At 56.6% G+C, this 21,240-nt stretch carries 22 protein-coding genes; 8 read left to right on the top strand and 14 right to left on the bottom strand.

Annotated elements, in window-relative coordinates; translation table 11 throughout:
- Positions 1-25 precede the first annotated feature (25 nt).
- Positions 26-1,399 carry an envelope stress sensor histidine kinase CpxA gene (gene cpxA / locus WFO70_RS20975; RefSeq protein WP_337019027.1) on the bottom strand — a complete coding sequence of 458 codons (1,374 nt, stop codon included), beginning with the start codon at positions 1,397-1,399 and terminating at the stop codon, positions 26-28.
- On the bottom strand, positions 1,396-2,094 hold the full coding sequence (cpxR, locus tag WFO70_RS20970) for an envelope stress response regulator transcription factor CpxR (protein ID WP_106995771.1): 699 nt from the start codon (positions 2,092-2,094) through the stop codon (positions 1,396-1,398). The genes cpxA and cpxR overlap by 4 nt, the downstream gene beginning before the upstream one ends.
- A 150-nt stretch (positions 2,095-2,244) precedes the next feature.
- Between cpxR and cpxP the strand changes: the two genes are divergently transcribed.
- The 6 genes from cpxP (at position 2,245) to WFO70_RS20940 (ending at position 8,371) form a co-directional block, all read left to right on the top strand.
- The gene (cpxP, locus tag WFO70_RS20965; protein ID WP_337019023.1) at positions 2,245-2,745 is read left to right on the top strand and encodes a cell-envelope stress modulator CpxP; all 501 of its coding nucleotides are present in this window, start codon (positions 2,245-2,247) and stop codon (positions 2,743-2,745) included.
- Between the two features lie 153 nt (positions 2,746-2,898).
- A complete protein-coding gene (gene fieF, locus WFO70_RS20960; RefSeq protein WP_337019021.1) occupies positions 2,899-3,804 on the top strand; it encodes a CDF family cation-efflux transporter FieF in 906 nt (301 codons plus the stop codon).
- A 174-nt stretch (positions 3,805-3,978) separates the two neighbouring features.
- Positions 3,979-4,941, top strand: a complete 963-nt coding sequence (pfkA, locus tag WFO70_RS20955; protein WP_337019019.1) for a 6-phosphofructokinase — start codon at positions 3,979-3,981, stop codon at positions 4,939-4,941.
- 212 nt (positions 4,942-5,153) lie between these two features.
- Positions 5,154-6,143, top strand: coding sequence for a sulfate ABC transporter substrate-binding protein (locus tag WFO70_RS20950; protein WP_337019017.1), 990 nt, complete (start codon positions 5,154-5,156; stop codon positions 6,141-6,143).
- Between the two features lie 106 nt (positions 6,144-6,249).
- Positions 6,250-6,993 carry a CDP-diacylglycerol diphosphatase gene (locus tag WFO70_RS20945; RefSeq protein WP_337019015.1) on the top strand — a complete coding sequence of 248 codons (744 nt, stop codon included), beginning with the start codon at positions 6,250-6,252 and terminating at the stop codon, positions 6,991-6,993.
- A gap of 73 nt (positions 6,994-7,066) precedes the next feature.
- Positions 7,067-8,371 (top strand): SLC13 family permease, encoded by a 1,305-nt coding sequence (locus tag WFO70_RS20940; RefSeq protein ID WP_337019013.1) that lies wholly within the window; start codon positions 7,067-7,069, stop codon positions 8,369-8,371.
- Positions 8,372-8,406: 35 nt separating this feature from the next.
- Here WFO70_RS20940 and tpiA read toward each other — a convergent pair whose 3' ends face one another.
- Complete coding sequence (gene tpiA, locus WFO70_RS20935; RefSeq protein ID WP_106995778.1) at positions 8,407-9,174, bottom strand: triose-phosphate isomerase; 768 nt, start codon at positions 9,172-9,174, stop codon at positions 8,407-8,409.
- A gap of 110 nt (positions 9,175-9,284) precedes the next feature.
- Positions 9,285-9,881, bottom strand: a complete 597-nt coding sequence (locus tag WFO70_RS20930; protein WP_337019011.1) for a DUF1454 family protein — start codon at positions 9,879-9,881, stop codon at positions 9,285-9,287.
- Between the two features lie 112 nt (positions 9,882-9,993).
- Between WFO70_RS20930 and WFO70_RS20925 the strand changes: the two genes are divergently transcribed.
- On the top strand, positions 9,994-10,413 hold the full coding sequence (locus tag WFO70_RS20925; protein WP_337019009.1) for a DUF805 domain-containing protein: 420 nt from the start codon (positions 9,994-9,996) through the stop codon (positions 10,411-10,413).
- Here the strand turns inward: WFO70_RS20925 and fpr are convergent, their stop codons facing one another.
- From fpr to WFO70_RS20905, 4 genes are all read right to left on the bottom strand, one after another.
- Positions 10,414-11,160 (bottom strand): ferredoxin--NADP(+) reductase, encoded by a 747-nt coding sequence (gene fpr, locus WFO70_RS20920; protein ID WP_337019007.1) that lies wholly within the window; start codon positions 11,158-11,160, stop codon positions 10,414-10,416.
- A 96-nt stretch (positions 11,161-11,256) separates the two neighbouring features.
- Positions 11,257-12,267 (bottom strand): class II fructose-bisphosphatase, encoded by a 1,011-nt coding sequence (gene glpX / locus WFO70_RS20915; RefSeq protein ID WP_337019005.1) that lies wholly within the window; start codon positions 12,265-12,267, stop codon positions 11,257-11,259.
- Between the two features lie 110 nt (positions 12,268-12,377).
- Positions 12,378-13,889: a glycerol kinase GlpK gene (glpK, locus tag WFO70_RS20910; RefSeq protein ID WP_337019003.1), complete on the bottom strand. Its 1,512-nt coding sequence runs from the start codon at positions 13,887-13,889 to the stop codon at positions 12,378-12,380.
- Positions 13,890-13,910: 21 nt separating this feature from the next.
- Complete coding sequence (locus WFO70_RS20905) at positions 13,911-14,756, bottom strand: MIP/aquaporin family protein (RefSeq protein ID WP_337019001.1); 846 nt, start codon at positions 14,754-14,756, stop codon at positions 13,911-13,913.
- Positions 14,757-15,158: 402 nt separating this feature from the next.
- Between WFO70_RS20905 and zapB the strand changes: the two genes are divergently transcribed.
- The gene (gene zapB / locus WFO70_RS20900; protein WP_106995785.1) at positions 15,159-15,398 is read left to right on the top strand and encodes a septal ring assembly protein ZapB; all 240 of its coding nucleotides are present in this window, start codon (positions 15,159-15,161) and stop codon (positions 15,396-15,398) included.
- A 108-nt stretch (positions 15,399-15,506) separates the two neighbouring features.
- Here zapB and rraA read toward each other — a convergent pair whose 3' ends face one another.
- From rraA to cytR, 6 genes are all read right to left on the bottom strand, one after another.
- On the bottom strand, positions 15,507-15,992 hold the full coding sequence (rraA, locus tag WFO70_RS20895; RefSeq protein ID WP_337018999.1) for a ribonuclease E activity regulator RraA: 486 nt from the start codon (positions 15,990-15,992) through the stop codon (positions 15,507-15,509).
- Positions 15,993-16,084: 92 nt separating this feature from the next.
- Positions 16,085-17,005 (bottom strand): 1,4-dihydroxy-2-naphthoate polyprenyltransferase, encoded by a 921-nt coding sequence (gene menA / locus WFO70_RS20890; RefSeq protein ID WP_337018997.1) that lies wholly within the window; start codon positions 17,003-17,005, stop codon positions 16,085-16,087.
- Positions 17,006-17,074: 69 nt separating this feature from the next.
- On the bottom strand, positions 17,075-18,406 hold the full coding sequence (gene hslU / locus WFO70_RS20885; protein ID WP_142487564.1) for an HslU--HslV peptidase ATPase subunit: 1,332 nt from the start codon (positions 18,404-18,406) through the stop codon (positions 17,075-17,077).
- Positions 18,407-18,415: 9 nt separating this feature from the next.
- Entirely contained in the window at positions 18,416-18,946 is a 531-nt protein-coding gene (hslV, locus tag WFO70_RS20880; protein WP_032615282.1) for an ATP-dependent protease subunit HslV, read from the bottom strand.
- Between the two features lie 94 nt (positions 18,947-19,040).
- Positions 19,041-20,021 (bottom strand): cell division protein FtsN, encoded by a 981-nt coding sequence (gene ftsN / locus WFO70_RS20875; RefSeq protein WP_337018994.1) that lies wholly within the window; start codon positions 20,019-20,021, stop codon positions 19,041-19,043.
- Positions 20,022-20,114: 93 nt separating this feature from the next.
- Entirely contained in the window at positions 20,115-21,140 is a 1,026-nt protein-coding gene (gene cytR / locus WFO70_RS20870) for a DNA-binding transcriptional regulator CytR (protein ID WP_337018992.1), read from the bottom strand.
- Between the last annotated feature and the right edge of the window lie 100 nt (positions 21,141-21,240).

Raw genomic sequence — 21,240 nt, 5'->3', positions numbered from 1 at the left:
CGAAGCCGCCACCCGGCACTCACAGCTACGAACGCTTATACAACGGTAGCCACAGCGTTAACCGCAAGCCGCCCAGCGGGCTGTCGTCCGCTTTCACCCAGCCGCGGTGCTGCTGCATCGCGGTCTCGACAATCGCCAGCCCCAGCCCGGTGCCGCCAGACTCACGGTCACGGGCTTCGTCGGTGCGGTAGAACGGACGGAAAATCTGCTCGCGATCTTCCGGACTCACGCCAGGACCATCATCATCGACGTTGATGGTGATGCCGTCTTTATCCACCGAGAATGCCACCTCGATTTTGGTATGTGAATAGCGCAGGGCGTTACGCACGATGTTCTCCAGCGCGCTCTCCAGCGTGTTGGGGTTACCGTACAGCGGCCACGGCCCTGGCGGGAAGTTGACGGTGAAGGATTTCCCCATCTGCTCCGCTTCGAATGCCGCGTTATCCAGCACCTCATGCCACAGGTGGTTGGCTTTCACCGTTTCGCTGACCAGCGCGTTTTTCTGCTGATTGCGGGACATCACCAGCAGGTCGTTGATCATGCTGTCCAGACGATGGGCCTCCGTTTCGATACGCTCCAGCTCTTTGCTCTCTCCGCTACGGCGGCGCAGCAGGGCGGTGCCCAGTTGCAGACGCGTCAGCGGGGTGCGCAGTTCGTGGGAGATATCAGAGAGCAGACGCTGCTGGGTGGTCATCATCCGCTCCAGGGCGGCCACCATCTGGTTAAAGCTGGCACCCGCCGCCAGGAACTCCTGCGGCCCGGCTTCCAGCTCCGGGTGCTGCCGCAGGTTGCCCTGCGCCACTTCATCCGCAGCGTTTTTCAACTTACGCGCCGGTTTCGCCAGGCTCCACGCCAGCCACAGCAGCAGCGGTGAGCTCACCAGCATAGTGACAATCAGGAGCAGCAGCGGGCGGTCAAACAGCAGGTTGATAAAGTCGGACTGCGAACTGCTCGCCGGACGAATCAGATAGAGCTGGTAATTATCTTCCCCGTCATTGACGGAGAACGGCCCCACCATCTCTACCCGACCATATTTTTTCTTTTGCGGATGATCGGCGTTATCCGCCTGGCCGATGAAGTTGCGGATGATCTGCATTTCATTGCGATCGGCACCGATCACACGGCCTTCGCTGGTAACCAGCAGCAGGCGTTGTCCCGGGGGTGCCCATTTTTCGATAGCGCGAAACAGCCTGCGCCACCACATCAAATCATTGGGCGGATCGATGGCCAGCTCTGCTTCTACGTGCTGCTCGATCATCACACCCTGACGTTGCTCGCTATCAAGGAGCTCCGTCATCTGGCGTGAGTCGAGTTTGGGTAACATCAAAACCAGCATTAACACCAGGGCCAGCGTCAGCCAGAAGATGGCAAAGATGCGGGCGGTTAAGCTGCCTATCATGAAGCGGACACCATCAGATAGCCGCGTCCACGCAGGGTTTTAAACCACGGGTGACCATCCTTGCGCTCCGGTAATTTGCGGCGCAGGTTGGAGATGTGCATATCAATCGCACGGTCGAACGGGGTCAGGCGTTTACCCAGCACTTCCTGGCTCAGATGTTCACGTGATACCACCTGGCCCAGATGCTGCGCCAGCAGATAAAGCAGGGTGAATTCAGTGCCGGTCAGCTCCAGCGCCTGGCCGTCAAAGCTGGCTTCCTGGCGGCCCGGATTGAGGCTCAGGGAGTCCACTTCAAGGGTTGGCGAACCGTTGTCGGTGTTCTGCTGTTGCTCGCTCCAGTGGGAACGGCGCAGGATCGCCCGAATACGCGCCACCAGCTCACGGTCGTTAAAGGGTTTAGGTAGATAGTCATCGGCACCCAGCTCAAGGCCGAGTACGCGGTCGAGTTCGCTGCCGCGCGCGGTCAGCATAATGACAGGGGTCTGGTGTGTCTGGCGCAGCTCTTTAAGGGTGTCGATACCGTTCTTCTTCGGCATCATGACGTCGAGCAAAAGCAAGTCAATGCTATCGTCGAGTTGACTCAGCGCCTGCTCCCCGTCATGGGCCACCGACACGTCAAAGCCTTCCATGTCGAGCAACTCCTTTAAAAGGGATGTCAGCTCTCGGTCATCATCAACTAACAGGATTTTATTCATTGTTTAAATACCTCCGAGGCAGAAATTACGTCATCAAGGCTCTCTAATCCATGACTTTACGTTGTTTTACACCCCCTGACGCATGTTTGCAGCCTGAATCGTAGACTGTCTCTCGTTGAATCGCGACACGAAAGATTTTGGGAGTAAGTGATGCGCAAAGTTACCGCTGCCGTCATGGCCTCAACGCTGGCGTTTAGTGCATTTAGCCAGGCTGCTGGAGCTATCACCGGCGATAACCGCTCTCCAGTAGAGGGCATCGCGCAGCACAGCGGCCAGGGCCATATGTTCGACGGCATAAGTTTAACCGAACATCAGCGTCAACAGATGCGAGATCTGATGCAGCGGGCTCGTCATGACCAGCCCCCTGTTAATGTTAGCGAAATGGAGACAATGCACCGCCTTGTCACCGCAGAAAATTTTGACGAAAACGCTGTACGCGCTCAGGCAGACAAAATGGCGCAGGAGCAGGTTGCCCGACAGGTCGAAATGGCCAAGGTCCGCAACCAGATGTTCCACCTGCTAACGCCTGAGCAGCAAGCGGTTTTGAACCAGAAACACCAGCAACGTATGGATCAGTTGCGCGAGGTTGCACGGATGCAAAAGAACGCTGAATCAACGCTTTTTAGTAGCAATACCCGTAGTAACCAGTAGACCCTGTTTTCCTTGCCATAGACACCATCCCTGTCTTCCCCCTCATGATGAGGGGGTTTTTTTTGCCCGTCATACAAACCTGGTAATCGTTTATTGATCTTATTGCCTCCGCTGCATCCGTTATACTAGCGGCATAGCATGACAGGAGTGTTTATGAATCAATCCTATGGACGGCTGGTCAGCCGGGCCGCAATCGCTGCGACGATCATGGCGTCGTGTCTTTTGGTGATTAAAATTTTCGCGTGGTGGTATACCGGTTCAGTCAGTATTCTGGCGGCGCTGGTGGATTCGCTGGTGGATATTGCCGCTTCGGTGACTAACCTGTGGGTGGTGCGCTACTCCTTGCAGCCAGCGGATGAAGAGCATACTTTTGGTCACGGCAAAGCGGAGTCGCTGGCGGCGCTGGCGCAAAGCATGTTTATTTCCGGTTCGGCGCTGTTCCTCTTTTTAACCGGTATTCAGCATCTCTATACCCCGTCGCCGATGAAAGATCCCGGCGTGGGCGTCGTCGTCACGGTTATAGCACTTATTAGCACACTGGTTCTGGTAACGTTCCAGCGCTGGGTAGTGCGTAAAACGCAAAGCCAGGCGGTACGGGCCGATATGCTTCATTATCAGTCTGATGTTATGATGAACGGCGCGATCCTGATTGCGCTCGGTCTGGCCTGGTATGGCTGGCACCGGGCCGATGCGCTCTTTGCGTTAGGGATTGGCTTTTATATTTTATACAGTGCGTTGCGCATGGGGTACGATGCGGTGCAGTCGCTTCTCGATCGCGCCTTGCCAGACGCAGAACGGCATGAAATCTTTGAAATTGTGACCTCCTGGCCAGGCGTCAGCGGTGCTCACGATCTTCGCACGCGGCAGTCAGGGCCGACCCGCTTTATTCAGATTCATTTAGAAATGGAAGATAACCTGCCGCTGGTTCAGGCACATCTGGTGGCTGAGCAGGTGGAGCAGGCGATTTTGCAGCGTTTCCCGGGGTCAGACGTCATTATTCACCAGGATCCCTGCTCAGTCGTACCTAAGCCAGGCAATGGACATTTTGAGCTTTCGTAATTCGTTGTAAAAAAGTGAACCAGGCCAGCATTTTGTGGAAAAATAACCGCCATATGGCCTGACCTGAATCAATTCAGCTGGAAGTGATTGATATACTATTTGCAGTATTCGTTGGTCGTCAGAAGTCTTCCGGCAACAGCTTTCATTTTTGCATTCCTAAGTTCAGAGGTAGTCATGATTAAGAAAATCGGTGTGTTGACAAGCGGCGGTGATGCGCCCGGCATGAACGCGGCAATTCGTGGTGTGGTTCGTGCTGCGTTGACGGAAGGTCTGGAAGTTTTTGGTATCTATGACGGTTATCTGGGCCTGTACGAAGATCGCATGGTGCAGCTCGACCGCTACAGTGTATCCGACATGATTAACCGCGGCGGTACCTTCCTGGGTTCCGCACGTTTCCCGGAATTCCGCGAAGAGCGCATCCGTGAAGTGGCTATCGAGAACATGAAGAAACGCGGCCTCGACGCGCTGGTGGTTATTGGTGGTGACGGTTCCTATATGGGTGCAAAACGCCTGACCGAAATGGGCTTCCCGTGCATCGGTCTGCCAGGCACCATCGATAACGACATCAAAGGTACCGACTACACCATCGGTTTCTTCACTGCCCTGGGCACCGTGGTTGAAGCGATTGACCGTCTGCGCGACACCTCTTCTTCTCACCAGCGTATCTCCATCGTTGAAGTGATGGGCCGCTACTGTGGCGACCTGACCCTGGCGGCGGCGATTGCCGGCGGCTGTGAGTTCGTGGTGGTTCCGGAAGTGGAATTCAGCCGTGAAGACCTGGTCGCTGAGATCAAAGCCGGGATCGCCAAAGGTAAAAAACACGCCATCGTGGCTATCACCGAGCACATCTGTGATATCGAAGAGCTGGCGCGTTACATCGAAACCGAAACCAAACGCGAAACCCGCGCCACCGTTCTCGGCCATATCCAGCGCGGCGGCTCCCCGGGTCCTTACGACCGTATCCTGGCCTCCCGTATGGGCGCGTACTCTATTGAACTGCTGCTGCAGGGCTTCGGCGGCCGTTGCGTCGGTATTCAGAACGAGAAACTGGTTCACCACGACATCATCGACGCTATCGAAAGCATGAAGCGTCCGTTCAAAGGTGACTGGCTGGACTGCGCGAAAAAACTTTACTAATCAGCTGGTTGTTGCCGGGTGGCGCTGCGCTTACCCGGCCTACAAAAGCAGGGTTCGTAGGCCCGGTAAGCGAAGCGCCGCCGGGCTTTTTTGTGCGCGCAATACCGCTTTTTATTCCACGCAGTTATAGCCAATCTTTTTTTATTCTTTAATCATTGGTTTGCTTTCTGGCACGCTGCAATCATCAAACACAACATTAAGAGAGTGGGACGATGAACAAGTGGGGCGTGGGGTTTACTTTATTGCTGGCATCGACCAGCGTTCTGGCAAAGGATATCCAGTTACTGAACGTGTCTTACGATCCGACACGTGAGTTGTACGAGCAGTATAACAAAGCGTTCGCCGCACACTGGAAACAGGAAACTGGCGATAACGTGGTGGTCCGCCAGTCGCACGGCGGCTCCGGTAAGCAGGCGACTTCGGTCATCAACGGTATCGAAGCCGATGTGGTGACCCTGGCGCTGGCCTACGACGTGGACGCTATCGCCGAACGCGGTCGTATCGACAAAAACTGGATCAAACGTCTGCCAGACAACTCTGCGCCTTACACCTCGACCATCGTTTTCCTGGTGCGTAAAGGCAACCCGAAACAGATCCATGACTGGAACGACCTGATTAAGCCGGGCGTTTCCGTGATTACCCCGAACCCAAAAAGCTCTGGCGGCGCTCGCTGGAACTATCTGGCAGCCTGGGGCTACGCCCTGCACCACAACAATGGCGATCAGGCCAAGGCCCAGGAGTTCGTGAAGTCGCTGTTTAAAAACGTTGAAGTGCTGGATTCCGGCGCACGCGGCGCGACCAACACCTTCGTTGAACGCGGCATTGGCGATGTGCTGATTGCGTGGGAAAACGAAGCGCTGCTGGCGACCAACGAGCTGGGTAAAGACAAGTTTGAAATCGTGACCCCAAGCGAGTCGATTCTGGCTGAGCCGACCGTCTCTGTGGTCGACAAAGTGGCGGAGAAGAAAGGCACCCAGGCCGTGGCAGAAGCCTACCTGAAGTACCTTTACACGCCGGAAGGCCAGGAGATCGCCGCGAAGAATTTCTACCGTCCACGTGATGAAGCGGTGGCGAAGAAGTATGAGAACGAATTCCCGAAACTGAAGCTGTTCACCATTGATGAAGAGTTCGGCGGCTGGACCAAAGCGCAGAAAGATCACTTCTCGAACGGCGGTACCTTCGATCAGATCAACAAACGTTAATCATCCATAGTGTTTAAAAAGCCCGGCAGGATCCTACTGCCGGGCTTTTTTGTTTATCATCAAAGTGCGTTACTCTTTTGGTTCAAATGGATACAGGGAACGCGTTGTGAAAAAAATAATTGTGCTGGTACTGGTTGTCATCGCGCTCGCCGCAGGTGGCTGGTTCTGGATGAAATCGGGTAACCCAAACGCATTGCGACATATCGTGCTCGACCAGTGCGTACCAAATCAGCTGCAAAACCGTAACCCGGCTCCCTGTGCACAGGTAAAGACCGATGCGGGCTATGTGGTATTCAAAGACCGCAACGGGCCGCTGCAATATCTGCTGATGCCAACGTACCGCATCAACGGCACCGAAAGCCCGCTTCTGACTGAGGCCTATACGCCGAACTTCTTCTGGCTGGCGTGGCAGTCGCGCAACTTTATGAGCATCAAACGGGGAAGCAACGTCTCTGACAGCGCAATTTCACTGACCATCAACTCCCCAACGGGTCGGACGCAAAATCATTTTCATATCCATATCTCCTGCCTGCGTCCGGACGTGCGCGAGAAGCTCAATGCCCATCAGGGGCAAATCAGCACCCAATGGCTACCGTTCCCCGGCGGGCTGGAAGGGCACGAGTATCTGGCGCGTCGGGTAACGGAAGCGGAGCTGGTGAAACGCAGCCCGTTTATGATGCTGGCAGAGGAGCTGCCGGAAGCCCGCGACCATATGGGACGCTTCGCACTGGCGATGGCGCAGCAGGCGGACGGCGCGTTTGTTCTGCTGGCGACCGAGCGCAATCTGCTGGCGTTTAACCTCGCCTCCGCTGAGGAATTGCAGGATCATCAATGCGATATCCTGCAGTGACCCCACCATAAATAGCGTTTACTCCCGCTGCCTGTCACCGTAGACTTGCTGAAAAATTCTACAGGAGACAGGCATGTCGCTCTGGTTCACTCACCCGCTGTTTCTGCCCTCGCTGATTATCGTCGTTACCATTATCCTGTGGGCCACCTCGCTGTTACCGGAGTTCCTCACCGCGCTGCTGTTCTTTACCGCAGCGATGATCGCCAGAATTGCGCCGCCGGAGGTGATTTTCGGCGGCTTTGCTTCGTCGGCGTTCTGGCTGGTGTTCAGCGGATTTGTGCTGGGGGTGGCGATCCGCAAAACCGGGCTGGCAGACAGGGCAGCGCGGGCGCTGTCGTCCCGGCTGACCGACTCCTGGCCGCTGATGGTGGCCAGCGTGGTGCTGCTCACCTATGCGCTGGCGTTTGTGATGCCCTCCAACATGGGGCGCATCGCGCTGTTGATGCCGATTGTGGCGGCGATGGCGAAGCGGGCGGGCATTGCCGACGGCTCCCGGGCGTGGTTTGGTCTGGCGCTGGCTGTGGGGTTTGGTACTTTTCAGCTGTCGGCCACCATCCTCCCGGCCAACGTGCCTAATCTGGTGATGAGCGGGGCGGCGGAGGGGTCGTACGGTATTCATCTCAACTATGTTCCGTACCTGCTGCTGCACACGCCGGTGCTGGGCATTCTTAAAGGCCTGACTCTGATTGGCCTGATCTGCTGGCTTTTTCCCGGCAGCCCGAAACCGGTGAAGGACATGGCACCCTCTGAGCCCATGGGGCGGGACGAAAAGCGTCTTGCCTGGCTTCTGGCCGTGGTGCTGGGAATGTGGGTGACGGAGAGCTGGCACGGGATCGGCCCGGCGTGGACCGGGCTGGCGGCATCGATTGTGGTGATGCTGCCGCGGATCGGTTTTATCACCGGCGAGGAGTTTTCGGCGGGGGTGAATATGCGCACCTGTATCTATGTTGCAGGTATTCTCGGGCTGGCGATTGTCGTGACGCAGACCGGTATCGGAGCGGCGGTGGGCGAGGCATTGCTCCGCATTATGCCGCTGGATGCAGACAGACCTTTCACCAGTTTCCTGGCGCTGACCGGGATCACCACGGCGCTCAACTTCATTATGACCGCCAACGGCGTTCCGGCGCTGTACACCACCCTGGCGCAGAGTTTTTCGGACGCGACCGGCTTCCCGCTGCTGTCGGTGATCATGATTCAGGTGCTGGGCTATTCCACGCCGCTGCTGCCGTATCAGGCGTCACCGATTGTCGTGGCGATGGGGTTAGGAAAGGTGCCTGCAAAGGCGGGGATGGTGCTTTGTCTGGCGCTGGCGGTGGCAACGTATCTGGTGCTGCTGCCGCTGGATTATCTGTGGTTTAGTGTTCTGGGGAAAGTATAAGTTCCCTCTCCCCGGAGGGGAGAGGGAAGTGGTTTTTACGCCTGTTTTGCAGCTTCTGCTGCTTTAACGATCACCGCGAAAGCGTCAGCTTTCAGGGATGCGCCGCCAACCAGCGCGCCATCGATGTCTGGCTGGGTGAACAGCTCAGCGGCGTTCGCTGCGTTTACGGAACCGCCGTACTGGATGATCACTTGCTCAGCCACTTTCGCGTCGGCTTTAGCAATGTGGTCACGGATGAATTTGTGAACCGCCTGAGCCTGAGCTGGGGTGGCAGATTTGCCGGTACCGATCGCCCATACTGGCTCGTAAGCAATAACCGCGCCTTCGAACGCGCTCGCGCCCTGAGTGGTCAGCACTGCGTCGATCTGACGTGCACACACTTCTTCGGTTTTGCCTGCTTCGTTTTCGGCTTCGGTTTCACCGATGCACAGAACCGGGATCAGACCCTGCTCTTTCAGCACCGCGAATTTTTTCGCGATGAATTCGTCGGACTCTTTGTGGTAGGTACGACGCTCAGAGTGACCTATGATGATGTATTTCGCGCCGATATCTTTCAGCATTTCAGCGGAGGTTTCACCGGTGAACGCGCCAGACAGGTTAACGTCAACGTTCTGTGCACCCAGAACGATGTGGCTGCCGTCAGCGGCGTGTTTAGCCATATCCAGGTACATGTCCGGCGGAGCGATCGCAACAGCACAGCCAGTCACGCCAGCCAGCTCTTTACGCAGGTTAGCTACCAGCTCGTTTACCATGTGGCGGCTGCCGTTCAGTTTCCAGTTACCCATCACTAAAGGATGTCGCATTTCAATTCTCCACGCTCAAGAGCGAATTAAGGAATATGGCCACCCGGCTGGGCAGCATGGTCTGTGAAACAGTATAGAGATTTTCCCTCGAAAGGCTTTGCTTTTTGTCATTAATTCGCCCCGCCGAGAGTATCAGATAACGCCAGCTTAATCGGTTCAACAGCGAAGGTCAGCCCCTTTTCGCCGTTATCTGCCACCACATAGCGAACCGCACCTTCCGTTTCGGCGTAGTAACGTTTGTTTTTACCGGCAGCCAGCAGCTTTTGCAGTTTTTGCTGGCTCTGGGATTTGGTTAACGCCGGGGTGAACGCCCGCAAAATCGCGCTCATATATTCCAGCGCTTTGGCTTTGGCGGCCTTTTGCTCCGGCCCCTGAATCGGCAGCCAGGTGATCTGCATACTCTTTATTTTGAGCGTTCCGCGCTCCAGCGCCGTTGAGGCGTACAGATTCTCATTAATCTTGCTGGCGGCACGGGTCAGGTTGGGGGTGTCGCGGGTACCATCAATGGCGCGAAACTCATTCAGCGACAGGCCAGGGTTATCGCTGTTGAAGGCTTCGCGGAACAGGCTGATGGATTGATCAAACGTCGGCGCGCCCGGCATCACGTAGGGCGCAGTCGCGGGTGCGGAGGTCTCGGCAGCGCGCAGAGAAACGCTCGCGCACGACAGTGTTAAACCCAGCCAAATAAGGTGAAACCACATCTTCATCAGTAAAGTCTCTGAATGTTACTGTCACGATTAAAACGATATCTGGCTGGCTTGTCAAAAGGATGCGACTCCAGGGTAAACTACGCTCCGCAATGATTTTAAGGAACCTGACATGACCATACAGCAGTGGTTGTTTTCATTCAAAGGGCGCATTGGACGCCGTGATTTCTGGATCTGGATTGGCGTGTGGATTGTCGCCATGCTGGGTCTGTTTATTTTTGCCAATAACGCGTGGCTGAACACCCAGACGGCGGCCTTCGCGCTGGTTTCGCTGCTGTGGCCGACGTCGGCGGTATTAGTGAAACGTCTGCACGATCGGGGGCGTTCGGGGCTGTGGGCGCTGCTGGTGGTGCTGGCGTGGATGCTGCTGGCAGGTAACTGGTCGATGCTGCCTTCCATGCTGCCGTGGGTAGTTGGCAGGCTGATCCCCACCATTATTTTTGTGATGATTATTGTCGACCTGGGCGCATTTGTGGGCACCCAGGGCGAGAATAAATACGGCAAAGATACAATCGACGTAAAGTACCGCTAATTACCAGTAGTGTTCTGCAGTCATATGGCCCGGACGGCGGCGTAGATGCTTGGTCATCTGCCGGGTCTCTTTCAGCAGCTGTTGGGTGTCGCGCACCATCTGTGGGTTGCCGCACAGCATCACGTGGCTGGTCTCTGCGGTCATCGGCAGGCCAACGGCAGCTTCCAGTTCACCGTTTTCAATCAGGGCCGGTACGCGTCCGGTCAGTGAACCGGCCACCGTTTCACGACTCACCACCGTCTGAATTTTCAGTTTCCCTTCATAGCGTTTCTGCAGCTCTAACATTTGCGGCAGGTAGCTCAGGTCAGCGGCATAGCGCGCGGCATGTACCAGCACGATATTTTTGAAACGCTCCAGGTCTTTCCCGTACTCCAGGATCGACAGATACGGGCCGATGGCGGTACCGGTCGCCAGCATCCACAGGGTGTCGCAGTCCGGGATTTCCTCAAGCACGAAGAAGCCTGCGGCTTCGCTGACGATCTGGATCTCATCGCCCGGTTTGAGGGCCGCCAGTCGCGGGCTGAGTTTGCCATCGGGAACGGTGACAAGGTAGAACTCGAGATCCGGGTTATCCGGCGCGTTGACATAGGAGTAGGCGCGCTGCACGCGTTCACCGTCGATCTCCAGCCCCAGCTTGGCAAATTGCCCGGCGGTGAAGGGATGGATGGGCGCATTGACGGTGAGACTAAATAGCGCATCGGTCCAGAACTCTACCTTTTTGACTTTACCTGTTACCCAGTCTGCCATGATGTTCTCCTGTACTGATCTCGTGGTCTATCTTCCTTACCTGAGAGGGAGATTTCCAGCCCGGGCGGGCCGGAAAGCTCAATTGATCAAACGGTTTTACAGAATGTGGGTCTGCACGTCCGGATCTTTGCGGTCGAGATAGTGAATCGACTGGATGCGTCGAATGGTGCGTGATTTACCGCGGATCAGCAGCGTTTCGGTGGTGGCCATATTGCCTTTGCGGGTGATACCGTCCAGCAGATCGCCCTTGGTGATACCGGTAGCCGAGAAGATGACGTTGTCGTTGCGCGCCATATCATCCAGACGCAGCACGGTATTGGCCGCAATGCCCATCGCGGCGCAGCGGGCCAGCTCCTGCTCACCGATACGGCGGTTCTCTTCGCTGTCGCCTTTCACTTCATGGCGAGCCAGCAGACGCCCCTGCATATCGCCGTCTAGGGCGCGGATCACCGCGGCAGAAACCACCCCTTCCGGTGCGCCACCGATACCGTACAGCACGTCCACTTCGCTGTCCGGCATGCAGGTGAGGATAGAGGCCGCCACGTCGCCATCCGGGATGGCAAACACGCGCACTCCCAGCTGCTGCATATGGGCAATCGTCGTATCGTGACGCGGTTTTGCCAGGATAGTGACCGTCAGTTCGCTCAACGGTTTATTGAGGGCGGCGGCGATGTTCCGCAGGTTTTCCGCCAGCGGCAGATTGAGATCGATAACCCCTTTAGCGCCGGGCCCGACAATCAGCTTTTCCATATACATATCAGGCGCGTTGAGGAAGGTGCCTTTGTCGCCCACGGCCAGGACGGCCAGGGCGTTAGCCTGACCCATGGCGGTCATACGGGTGCCTTCAATCGGGTCGACGGCGATATCCACCGCATCGCCGTTGCCGGTGCCGACCTTTTCGCCGATAAACAGCATCGGCGCTTCGTCGATTTCGCCTTCGCCAATCACTATGGTGCCGTCAATGTTGACCTGGTTAAGCATAATGCGCATGGCATGGACGGCTGCACCGTCAGCGATATTTTTGTCGCCGCGGCCAAGCCACTTGTAGCCCGCCAGAGCGGCGGCTTCGGTCACGCGGGAAAATTCGATAGCAAGTTCACGTTTCATTGGGTACTCGTGCGGTCAAAAGGAATTGCACGAAGTTTATCACAGAGTGGAAAGGGTGCGGGCTGGAGACCCCTCTCCCAAAGGGGAGAAGGGTCGGGTGAGGGGAGATATTACGACTCGTCGTGATCTTCCCATGCCAGGGCGCGTTTCACCGCTTTCTTCCAGCCGCTGTAGCGGAAGTTACGCTCGGTGGTTTCGATGCCCGGACGGAATTCGCGTTCGATCACCGCTTTCTCCTGCAGCTCGTCCAGGTTCTGCCAGAAGCCAACCGCCAGACCGGCAAGGTAAGCCGCGCCCAGGGCCGTCACTTCACGCACTTCCGGACGCTCCACGCGGGTACCCAGGATGTCGGACTGGAACTGCATCAGGAAGTTGTTCGCCACCGCACCGCCGTCCACGCGCAGGGCGTGGAGACGAATGCCGGAGTCGGCCTGCATCGCTTCCAGCACGTCACGGGTCTGATAGGCAATCGACTCCAGCGTGGCGCGGATGATGTGGTTAGAGTTCACCCCACGCGTCAGGCCGAAAATCGCCCCACGGGCATAAGGATCCCAGTACGGCGCGCCCAGCCCGGTAAAGGCTGGCACCACGTACACCCCGTTGGTGTCTTTCACTTTGGTAGCGAAATATTCTGAGTCGAAGGCGTCGCTGATCAGTTTCATCTCATCGCGCAGCCACTGGATAGAGGCCCCGGCCATAAACACCGCCCCTTCGAGGGCATAGTTCACCTCGCCGCGCGGGCCGCAGGCGATGGTGGTCAGCAGGCCATGCTCCGATTTCACCGCCTTCTCGCCGGTATTCATCAGCATGAAGCAGCCGGTGCCGTAGGTGTTTTTCGCCATCCCTTCTTTCACGCACAGCTGGCCAAACAGCGCCGCCTGCTGGTCCCCGGCGATCCCGGCAATCGGAATACGGGTGCCGCCTTTACCGCCGATGTTGGTCTGGCCGTACACTTCAGACGACTTACGCACCTGGGGCAGCATGGCGCGCGGGATATCCAGCGCGTCCAGCATCTTGTCATCCCACTCCAGGGTGTTGATGTTGAACAGCATGGTACGCGAGGCGTTGGTGTAATCGGTCACGTGGACGCGCCCCTGGGTCATCTTCCAGATAAGCCAGGTATCCACGGTGCCGAACAGCAGTTCGCCGCGTTTAGCGCGCTCGCGGGAGCCTTCGACGTGGTCGAGGATCCACTTCACCTTGGTGCCGGAGAAGTAGGGGTCAACCACCAGGCCGGTGGCGCTACGCACGTACTCTTCCATGCCGTCGCGCTTGAGCTTCTCGCAGATATCCGCGGTGCGGCGGCACTGCCAGACGATGGCGTTATAGATAGGCTTACCGGTTTCGCGTTCCCAGACGATGGCCGTTTCACGCTGGTTGGTGATGCCAATCGCCGCAATCTCGTCGGAACTGATATCGGCTTTCGCCAGCACTTCAACCAGCGTCGAGCTTTGCGACGCCCAGATCTCCATTGGGTCGTGTTCAACCCAGCCTGGACGAGGGTAGATTTGCTCGAATTCGCGCTGTGACACGCTGACGATGTTCGCGTCATGATCCATAACGACAGCGCGGGAGCTGGTCGTGCCCTGGTCGAGCGCAACGATATATTTTTTGTCGGTCATAGTTGTGGTCCCGTAGTCAGATTACAGCGAAGCGTTTTGTTGTGTGGCAGAGGGAACGTCCTTCTCCTCTGTGACACAAGTGTCGCACGGCAGGTGGCGGCCAATCAGCTTACGATAGCCGAATGCGCCCAGCGCAGCACCTACAATGGGGCCGAACAGCGGCACCAGGAAGTAAGGAATATCTTTGCCGCCGGTGAAGGCAACGTCGCCCCAGCCGGCAATAAAGGCGAAGGCCTTCGGTCCAATGTCACGCGCCGGGTTCATGGCGAAACCCGTCAGCGGTCCCATCGATGCGCCGATGACCGCGATCAGCAGGCCAATCAGCAGCGGTGCCAGCGGGCCGCGTGGAATGCCGTTGCCGTCATCACCCAGCGCCATGATGACGCCCATCAGAATAGCGGTGATCACCATCTCCACGGCGAAGGCCTGCACAAAGTTAATGTGCGGGTTCGGATAGGTGGAGAAGATGCCCGCCAGGTCGAGACTTTCGACGCTGCCACGCACCATGTGGTGAGTTTGTTCGAAGTCGATAAACAGATTGTAATAGAGCCCGTAAACTAACGCTGCTGCGCAAAAGGCACCGGCAAACTGCGCCACAATAAAGGGTACAACTTTGCGTTTATCAAAGCAGGCAAACAGCCACAGCGCGATGGTTACCGCAGGGTTAAGATGGGCACCTGAAACACCCGCCGTCAGGTAGATGGCCATCGCCACGCCCAGACCCCAGATCACGCTGATTTCCCACTGCCCAAAGCTGGCGCCCGCGACTTTAAGCGCCGCCACGCACCCTACACCAAAGAAAATCAACAACCCAGTACCCAGGAACTCTGCGATGCACTGGCCTTTCAAGGTTGATGTTTCACTCATAATCGGATCCTGACAGAAAAGTAATGGTTATTGTCATCGCGCCGAACGTCACGATCGCCACGATGTCCTGTAGACACAGTGTTAATTTATCGTTAACGAGCAAAAACGAGAAATATCGAAATTAAAATGTGTGTGCCGTGTCAACAAAATGAGCGATAACGCGCCATGAAGTGTGCGTTAGCGTTTATACGAGCGGGTGGGCTGACGCATTCTATTAACTAAAGTGTTAACAATTTAGGGGTATATGGTGCGAACGCACCAGGAGGAGACTGAAAAGTGTTGCAAACCGCAATCTGCGCGGTCTGCCGCTGGACAGGGAGGGCGGGGCTCCATACAATCGACACCAGGTGTTGTGCGCGTTTACGTCAAGCGTCGCCTTGCAAATTCAGGAGAGGTAGCATTATGTCGTTAGAAGTGTTTGAGAAACTGGAATCGAAAGTACAGCAGGCGATTGATACCATCACCCTGCTGCAGATGGAAATCGAAGAGCTGAAAGAAAAAAACAACGCGCTGTCGCAGGAAATTCAGACTGCTCAGCACGGTCGCGAAGAGCTGGAGCGTGAAAACCACCATCTGCGCGAACAGCAGACCGGCTGGCAGGATCGTCTGCATGCCCTGCTGGGACGTATGGAAGAAGTGTAATTTTCTTTCGACATAAAAAAAGCATCCTGAGGATGCTTTTTTTGTTTCTGCAAAACGCAGAGTAGAATTTGTAGGCCAGGTAAGGCGAAGCCGCCACCCGGCTTTTTACTACTCGATATCCAGCGGATCTTCCGACAGGATAATGCCGGTGTTGTCGGCATACAGATGGTCGCCAGAGAAGAACGTCACCCCGCCGAAATTGACGCGCACGTCGCTTTCGCCAATGCCTTCACCTGCGGCACCTACCGGAATAGCGGCAATCGCCTGAATGCCGATATCCAGCTCTTCGAGGTCGTCTACCTGACGCACCGCGCCGTACACCACAAGGCCTTCCCACTCGTTTTGCGTGGCGAGACGGGCAAGTTCTGCATCGATTAATGCGCGACGCACGGAGCCGCCGCCATCGATCAGCAGAATGCGACCACGGCCGTTCTGTTCGAGCAGATCGTACAGCAACCCGTTATCCTCAAAACATTTCACCGTGATGATTTGTCCGCCAAATGACGACCGTCCACCAAAGTTGGAGAACAGCGGTTCTACGACGTTAACATCTTCCTGGTAGATGTCACAAAGCTCGGAGGTATCGTATTTCATAGGTTTAACGCTCTGTTGCTGCAAGTGATTTCAGTATATCGCGCGAATTGCATTGTTGGCAAAATCATCAATTGTTAATTGATATTTGTCAGCTAACTTAGCGTCTGGCTAAGCACAATTCCGACCACGAACAACAGGTTAGTCAGCAGGGCCCCTTTTACCGTGCGTTCCAGCATTGGCGGCATGGCCGAGGCGCTCTGCTCGCGGATCACGTAACGCGCCTGTTTCACCAGCAGCGGTGTCGCGAGTACAAACAGCCAGCCCCAGATACTGTGCAGGGACAGCAGGTTAAACAGCGCCAGACAGAGCAGGGCACCCATCAGCAGGCAGGCATGGTAGCGGCGGGCATTCACCGGCCCCAGACGCACCGCCAGGGTGTTCTTCCCGTTCAGCCGATCGCTGTCGATATCCCGCAGATTGTTAATATTCAGCACGGCCGTCGCCAGCATGCCGCAGGCGGTGGCTGGCAGGAACAGGGCAGGGATCAGGGTATGCGCCTGCAGATACCAGCTACCCATCACGCTCAGCCAGCCGAAGAACACCAGCACCGAGATATCACCCAGTCCGATGTAGCCGTAAGGGCGGGTGCCGACGGTATAGGTGATCGCCGCGACAATCGCCAGCAGACCGAGCACGAGGAAGCCAACCGCATCCGCTGGGGTTTTACAGGCCACCAGCACCAGCGCAATCCCGGAGAGACATATCAGCACCACGGTGATAATCAGCGCCCGCTTCATCTGCGCCTGGGTGATCACTCCTTTCTGCATCCCGCGCAGCGGCCCGATACGGTCGGGCTTATCGCTGCCCTTCACGGCATCGCCATAGTCGTTGGCCAGATTAGAGAGGATTTGCAGTAGCCCGGCGGTGATCAGCGCAAGCGCGGCCACCAGGGGGTCAAAATGTCCCTGCCACCAGGCAAGAGCCGTACCCACCACAATGGCGGCGAAGGCGAGAGGAAGGGTTTTAGGACGCAGGCTTTCCAGCCAGGCACGCGTACGGCTGATGTTAGTCATAGGATGTTTAGCCAATAAAAATGGGGCTTTTCAGCCCCATCATCAGTGATGAAAATGCAATGACCGCGATTATAAGATAAAACGGCTCAGATCTTCATCTGCTACTAAAGCATCAAGGTGCTTACTCACATAGTCGGCATCGATGGTTATGCTTTGACCATTCAGGTCGCTCGCATCATAGGAGATGTCTTCCATCAGGCGCTCCAGCACGGTATGCAGACGACGCGCACCGATGTTTTCGGTGGTTTCGTTCACCTGCCACGCCGCCTGGGCGATACGCTTGATACCGTCTTCGGTGAACTCGATGTTCACGCCTTCGGTGGCCATCAGCGCTTTGTACTGCACGGTGACAGAGGCGTTCGGCTCGGTCAGGATGCGCTCGAAGTCTTCAGTAGTCAGCGCCTGCAGCTCAACGCGGATAGGCAGACGACCCTGCAGCTCCGGGATCAGATCTGACGGCTTCGCTACCTGGAATGCGCCCGAAGCGATAAACAGGATGTGGTCGGTTTTCACCATGCCGTGCTTGGTGGAGACGGTGCAGCCTTCAACCAGCGGCAGCAGGTCGCGCTGTACGCCTTCACGGGAGACATCCGGACCGTTGGACTCACCGCGCTTACAGATTTTATCGATCTCATCGATAAACACGATACCGTGCTGTTCAACCGCGTCGATGGCGTCCTGCTTCAGCTCTTCCGGGTTCACCAGTTTCGCCGCTTCTTCTTCAATCAGCAGCTTCATCGCGTCTTTGATTTTCAGCTTACGCGGCTTCTGCTTCTGCCCGCCCAGGTTCTGGAACATGGACTGCAGCTGGCTGGTCATCTCTTCCATGCCTGGCGGAGACATAATTTCCACGCCCATCGGCGCGGCGGCGAGATCGATCTCGATCTCTTTGTCGTCCAGCTGGCCTTCGCGCAGTTTTTTGCGGAACGCCTGGCGTGCAGCAGACGGCTCAGCCGGTTGCTCGGCCTGGCCCCAGTTATTTTTCGCCGGTGGGATCAGCACGTCGAGAACGCGCTCTTCGGCCATCTCTTCGGCGCGATAGCGGTTTTTCTCGATGGACTGGACGCGCACCATTTTAATCGCAGAATCGGTCAGATCGCGGATGATGGAATCCACTTCTTTCCCGACATAGCCCACTTCGGTGAACTTGGTCGCTTCAACTTTGATAAATGGCGCGTTCGCCAGCTTAGCCAGACGACGAGCGATCTCGGTTTTACCGACACCGGTTGGGCCGATCATCAGAATGTTTTTTGGCGTCACTTCATGGCGCAGCACTTCATCCAGCTGCATACGACGCCAGCGGTTACGCAAGGCGATCGCCACGGAACGCTTGGCGTTATCCTGGCCAATAATGTGTTTGTTCAGTTCGCTGACAATTTCGCGTGGGGTCATTTCAGACATGAGAAATCCTTACGCCTTAGACGGCAATTCTTCGATGGTGTGGAAGTGGTTGGTGTAGATGCAGATATCACCTGCAATATCCAACGCTTTCACAGCGATATCGCGCGCGCCCAGGTCGGAGTTCTCCAACAGCGCGCGGGCGGCAGCCTGGGCGTACGGGCCGCCGGAACCGATAGCAATCAGGTCGTTTTCTGGCTGCACCACGTCACCGTTACCGGTGATGATCAGCGAGGCATTTTCATCGGCTACCGCCAGCAGCGCTTCGAGCTTGCGCAGCATGCGGTCGGTACGCCAGTCTTTCGCCAGCTCAACGGCGGCTTTCACCAGATGACCCTGATGCATTTCCAGTTTGCGTTCAAACAGTTCAAACAGCGTGAAGGCGTCAGCGGTACCGCCAGCAAAACCGGCGATCACTTTGTCGTTATACAGACGACGCACTTTTTTCACGTTGCCTTTCATGACGGTATTACCCAGCGTGGCCTGGCCATCACCGGCAATCACCACCTGGCCGTTACGGCGTACACTTACTATTGTTGTCACGAGCAGACCCCCTGGTTACAGAATCGGGAAACAGAAGCCCTGAGCCTGTGCTCAGGGCTGAATAGAATGATAGATGGGGGGGATTTTGGGGGTTTCAACCCCCGGAAGCGAGTCGAATGCAGTTTGTGTGACCTGCCATCTTCAGACGAGAGATGGTGCCATCGGCATTGTCTTTACCTTTCACCGGGCCAATCACCACGCGATTCCAGCCGTTATTGGTGGTGATGCGTGAATCAAAACCTTCGAACGCCAGCTGCGCCCGCACGGTTTCTGCCTGCTCTGCCCCTTTAAAGGAGCCGCACTGCACCATCCAGCGGCGCTCGTCTTTCTTCTCCGCCGTCTGCTTCGGCGCTTCGGTCTCTTTGGTGATCGGCGCGGCCTGCTGCGTTTTCGGTGCCTGAGCAGTGGTATGCGCCGGAGTTTGCAGCAGATCCTGATACGGCTGATTTTGCTTCGACGGCTGCGCTTTAGGCTGCTGAACCGGCTGCGTCTGCGCGAGCTTAGGCTGCTGATACGGCTGTTCCGTTACCCGCGGCTGCGCTTTCGGCTGCTGTACCGTCTGGTTCTGCGCCCACTGTTGCTGCTGAACCTGTTGCTGCGCCTGGCGTTGACGCTGTAGCGTCTGCTGGCGCTGCGCCGCCGTCTGTTCATTCCACGGCACTTCGTTGAGCTGGGTAGGCTGCTGGCGCATATCGGCCTGCATCTGAGCCAGCAGCTGACGCTGTTCGTTGGTTAACTGAGTAGGATCCACCACCTCGCCACCGGCAGAAGGTTCTGTCGGCGCACGTACGCCCGGCTGACGGCTCTCCAGCTCTTTAATATAGCGCCAGCGCTCTTCCGGTTTCGGGGGCAAGCCATTGCCGACAACTTTATTGCCCTGCAGCGCTTCTGCTTCTTCTTTTTTATGGTGCGTAATGAACCAGAGGCCGCCGATGAATGCCACCAGTACCGCCGCCGCAATCGCGACCATGGCAGGCGAGACCGCAGGCATGCTGCGTTGCGGTTTCCGTGAGCTACTCTTTTTGCGTCGCGAAGGTGCCGGCTGGCCGCGACGTACATAATCTCGTTGTGCCACTATCGTTTCGCTGTATTTTTTCGTTTGTCAGCCCGTCATGTTACTTAAGCGACGGGCCTTTGACCAGATGAGGAAGTCTGAAAGGCGGCGGCTTTACGTTAGCGCCTGAGTTGAACCGCGAACAATCAATTCACAGTCCAGTAAACGGGAGCCGCTGCTGACCGTCTGACCGTTCAGTTGATCCAGCAGTAACAGCATCGCTTCCCGGCCAATGTCATAGCGGGGTTGCGCCACGGTGGTGAGCGGCGGATCGCAAAATTCAGACAGGGAAATGTTATCGAAGCCAATGATGGAGAGGTCTTTCGGCACGTTCAGGCCGCGGCGCTTGGCATACGACAGCGCACCCAGCGCCATGACGTCGCTGTGGCAGAATACCGCGGTCGGCGGCTGCGGCAGCGAGAGCAGTTTTTCCAGCGCCAGCCCGCCTGCGGCGTAGGTAAAATCGCCCCGGGCAATGTAGTGCGGATCCACCGTCGCCCCGGTGCGGCGCAGCGCCTGGACGTAACCCTGCAGGCGATAATGACACAGCGGCATCTCTTCCGGCCCGGCGATACAGCCGATGCGTTTATGGCCCAGCTCCTGCAGATAGTTCACGGCGTTGAAGGCAGCGGTGAGGTTATCGATGTGAACGGTAGGCAGTTCCAGTTCGGGGGCGAACTCGTTGGCCATCACCATCGGCGGCAGATTGCGCTGCTCTTCAATACTGGCATCGAAGGGCAGACGTGAGCCGAGCAGCAGCATGCCGTCGATCTGCTTGGTAATAATCAGATCGATAAAGGTTTTTTCCTGCTGATTCTGGTGGGCGCAGTCGCCAATCAGCACCAGGTAGCCCTGGGCCGCGGCGGTCACTTCGATGCCGCGGATGATTTCGCTAAAAAAGGGATCGCAGATGTCGGGCACAATGACCAGGATGGTGCGGGATTCGTTACGTTTGACGTTACGTCCCATCGCCTGAGGCAGGTAACCCACCTCCAGCGCAGCCTGCTCAACACGATTGCGTGTGGTCTGAGAGACTTTATCGGGATTCATTAAGGCTCGGGATACCGTTGCCGTTGAGACTTTTGCTTTCAGGGCAACATCTTTCATGGTCGCAGAGGCGACCTCTTTCCTGGACTTCAACCTCTTCTCCTCGCCGGCGTATCACCGCTTTTCTGACTGAGTCAGTTTTATCAGATTGCGAATGGAAGCGGTTACAGAATTTTCATAAAAAGTGTGAGGC

It is taken from the genome of Leclercia sp. AS011 (assembly GCF_037152535.1).
Taxonomy (GTDB): Bacteria; Pseudomonadota; Gammaproteobacteria; order Enterobacterales; family Enterobacteriaceae; genus Enterobacter.
Note: the sequence above shows the minus strand (reverse complement) of the source record. Positions and strands in the feature narration are given on the sequence as shown.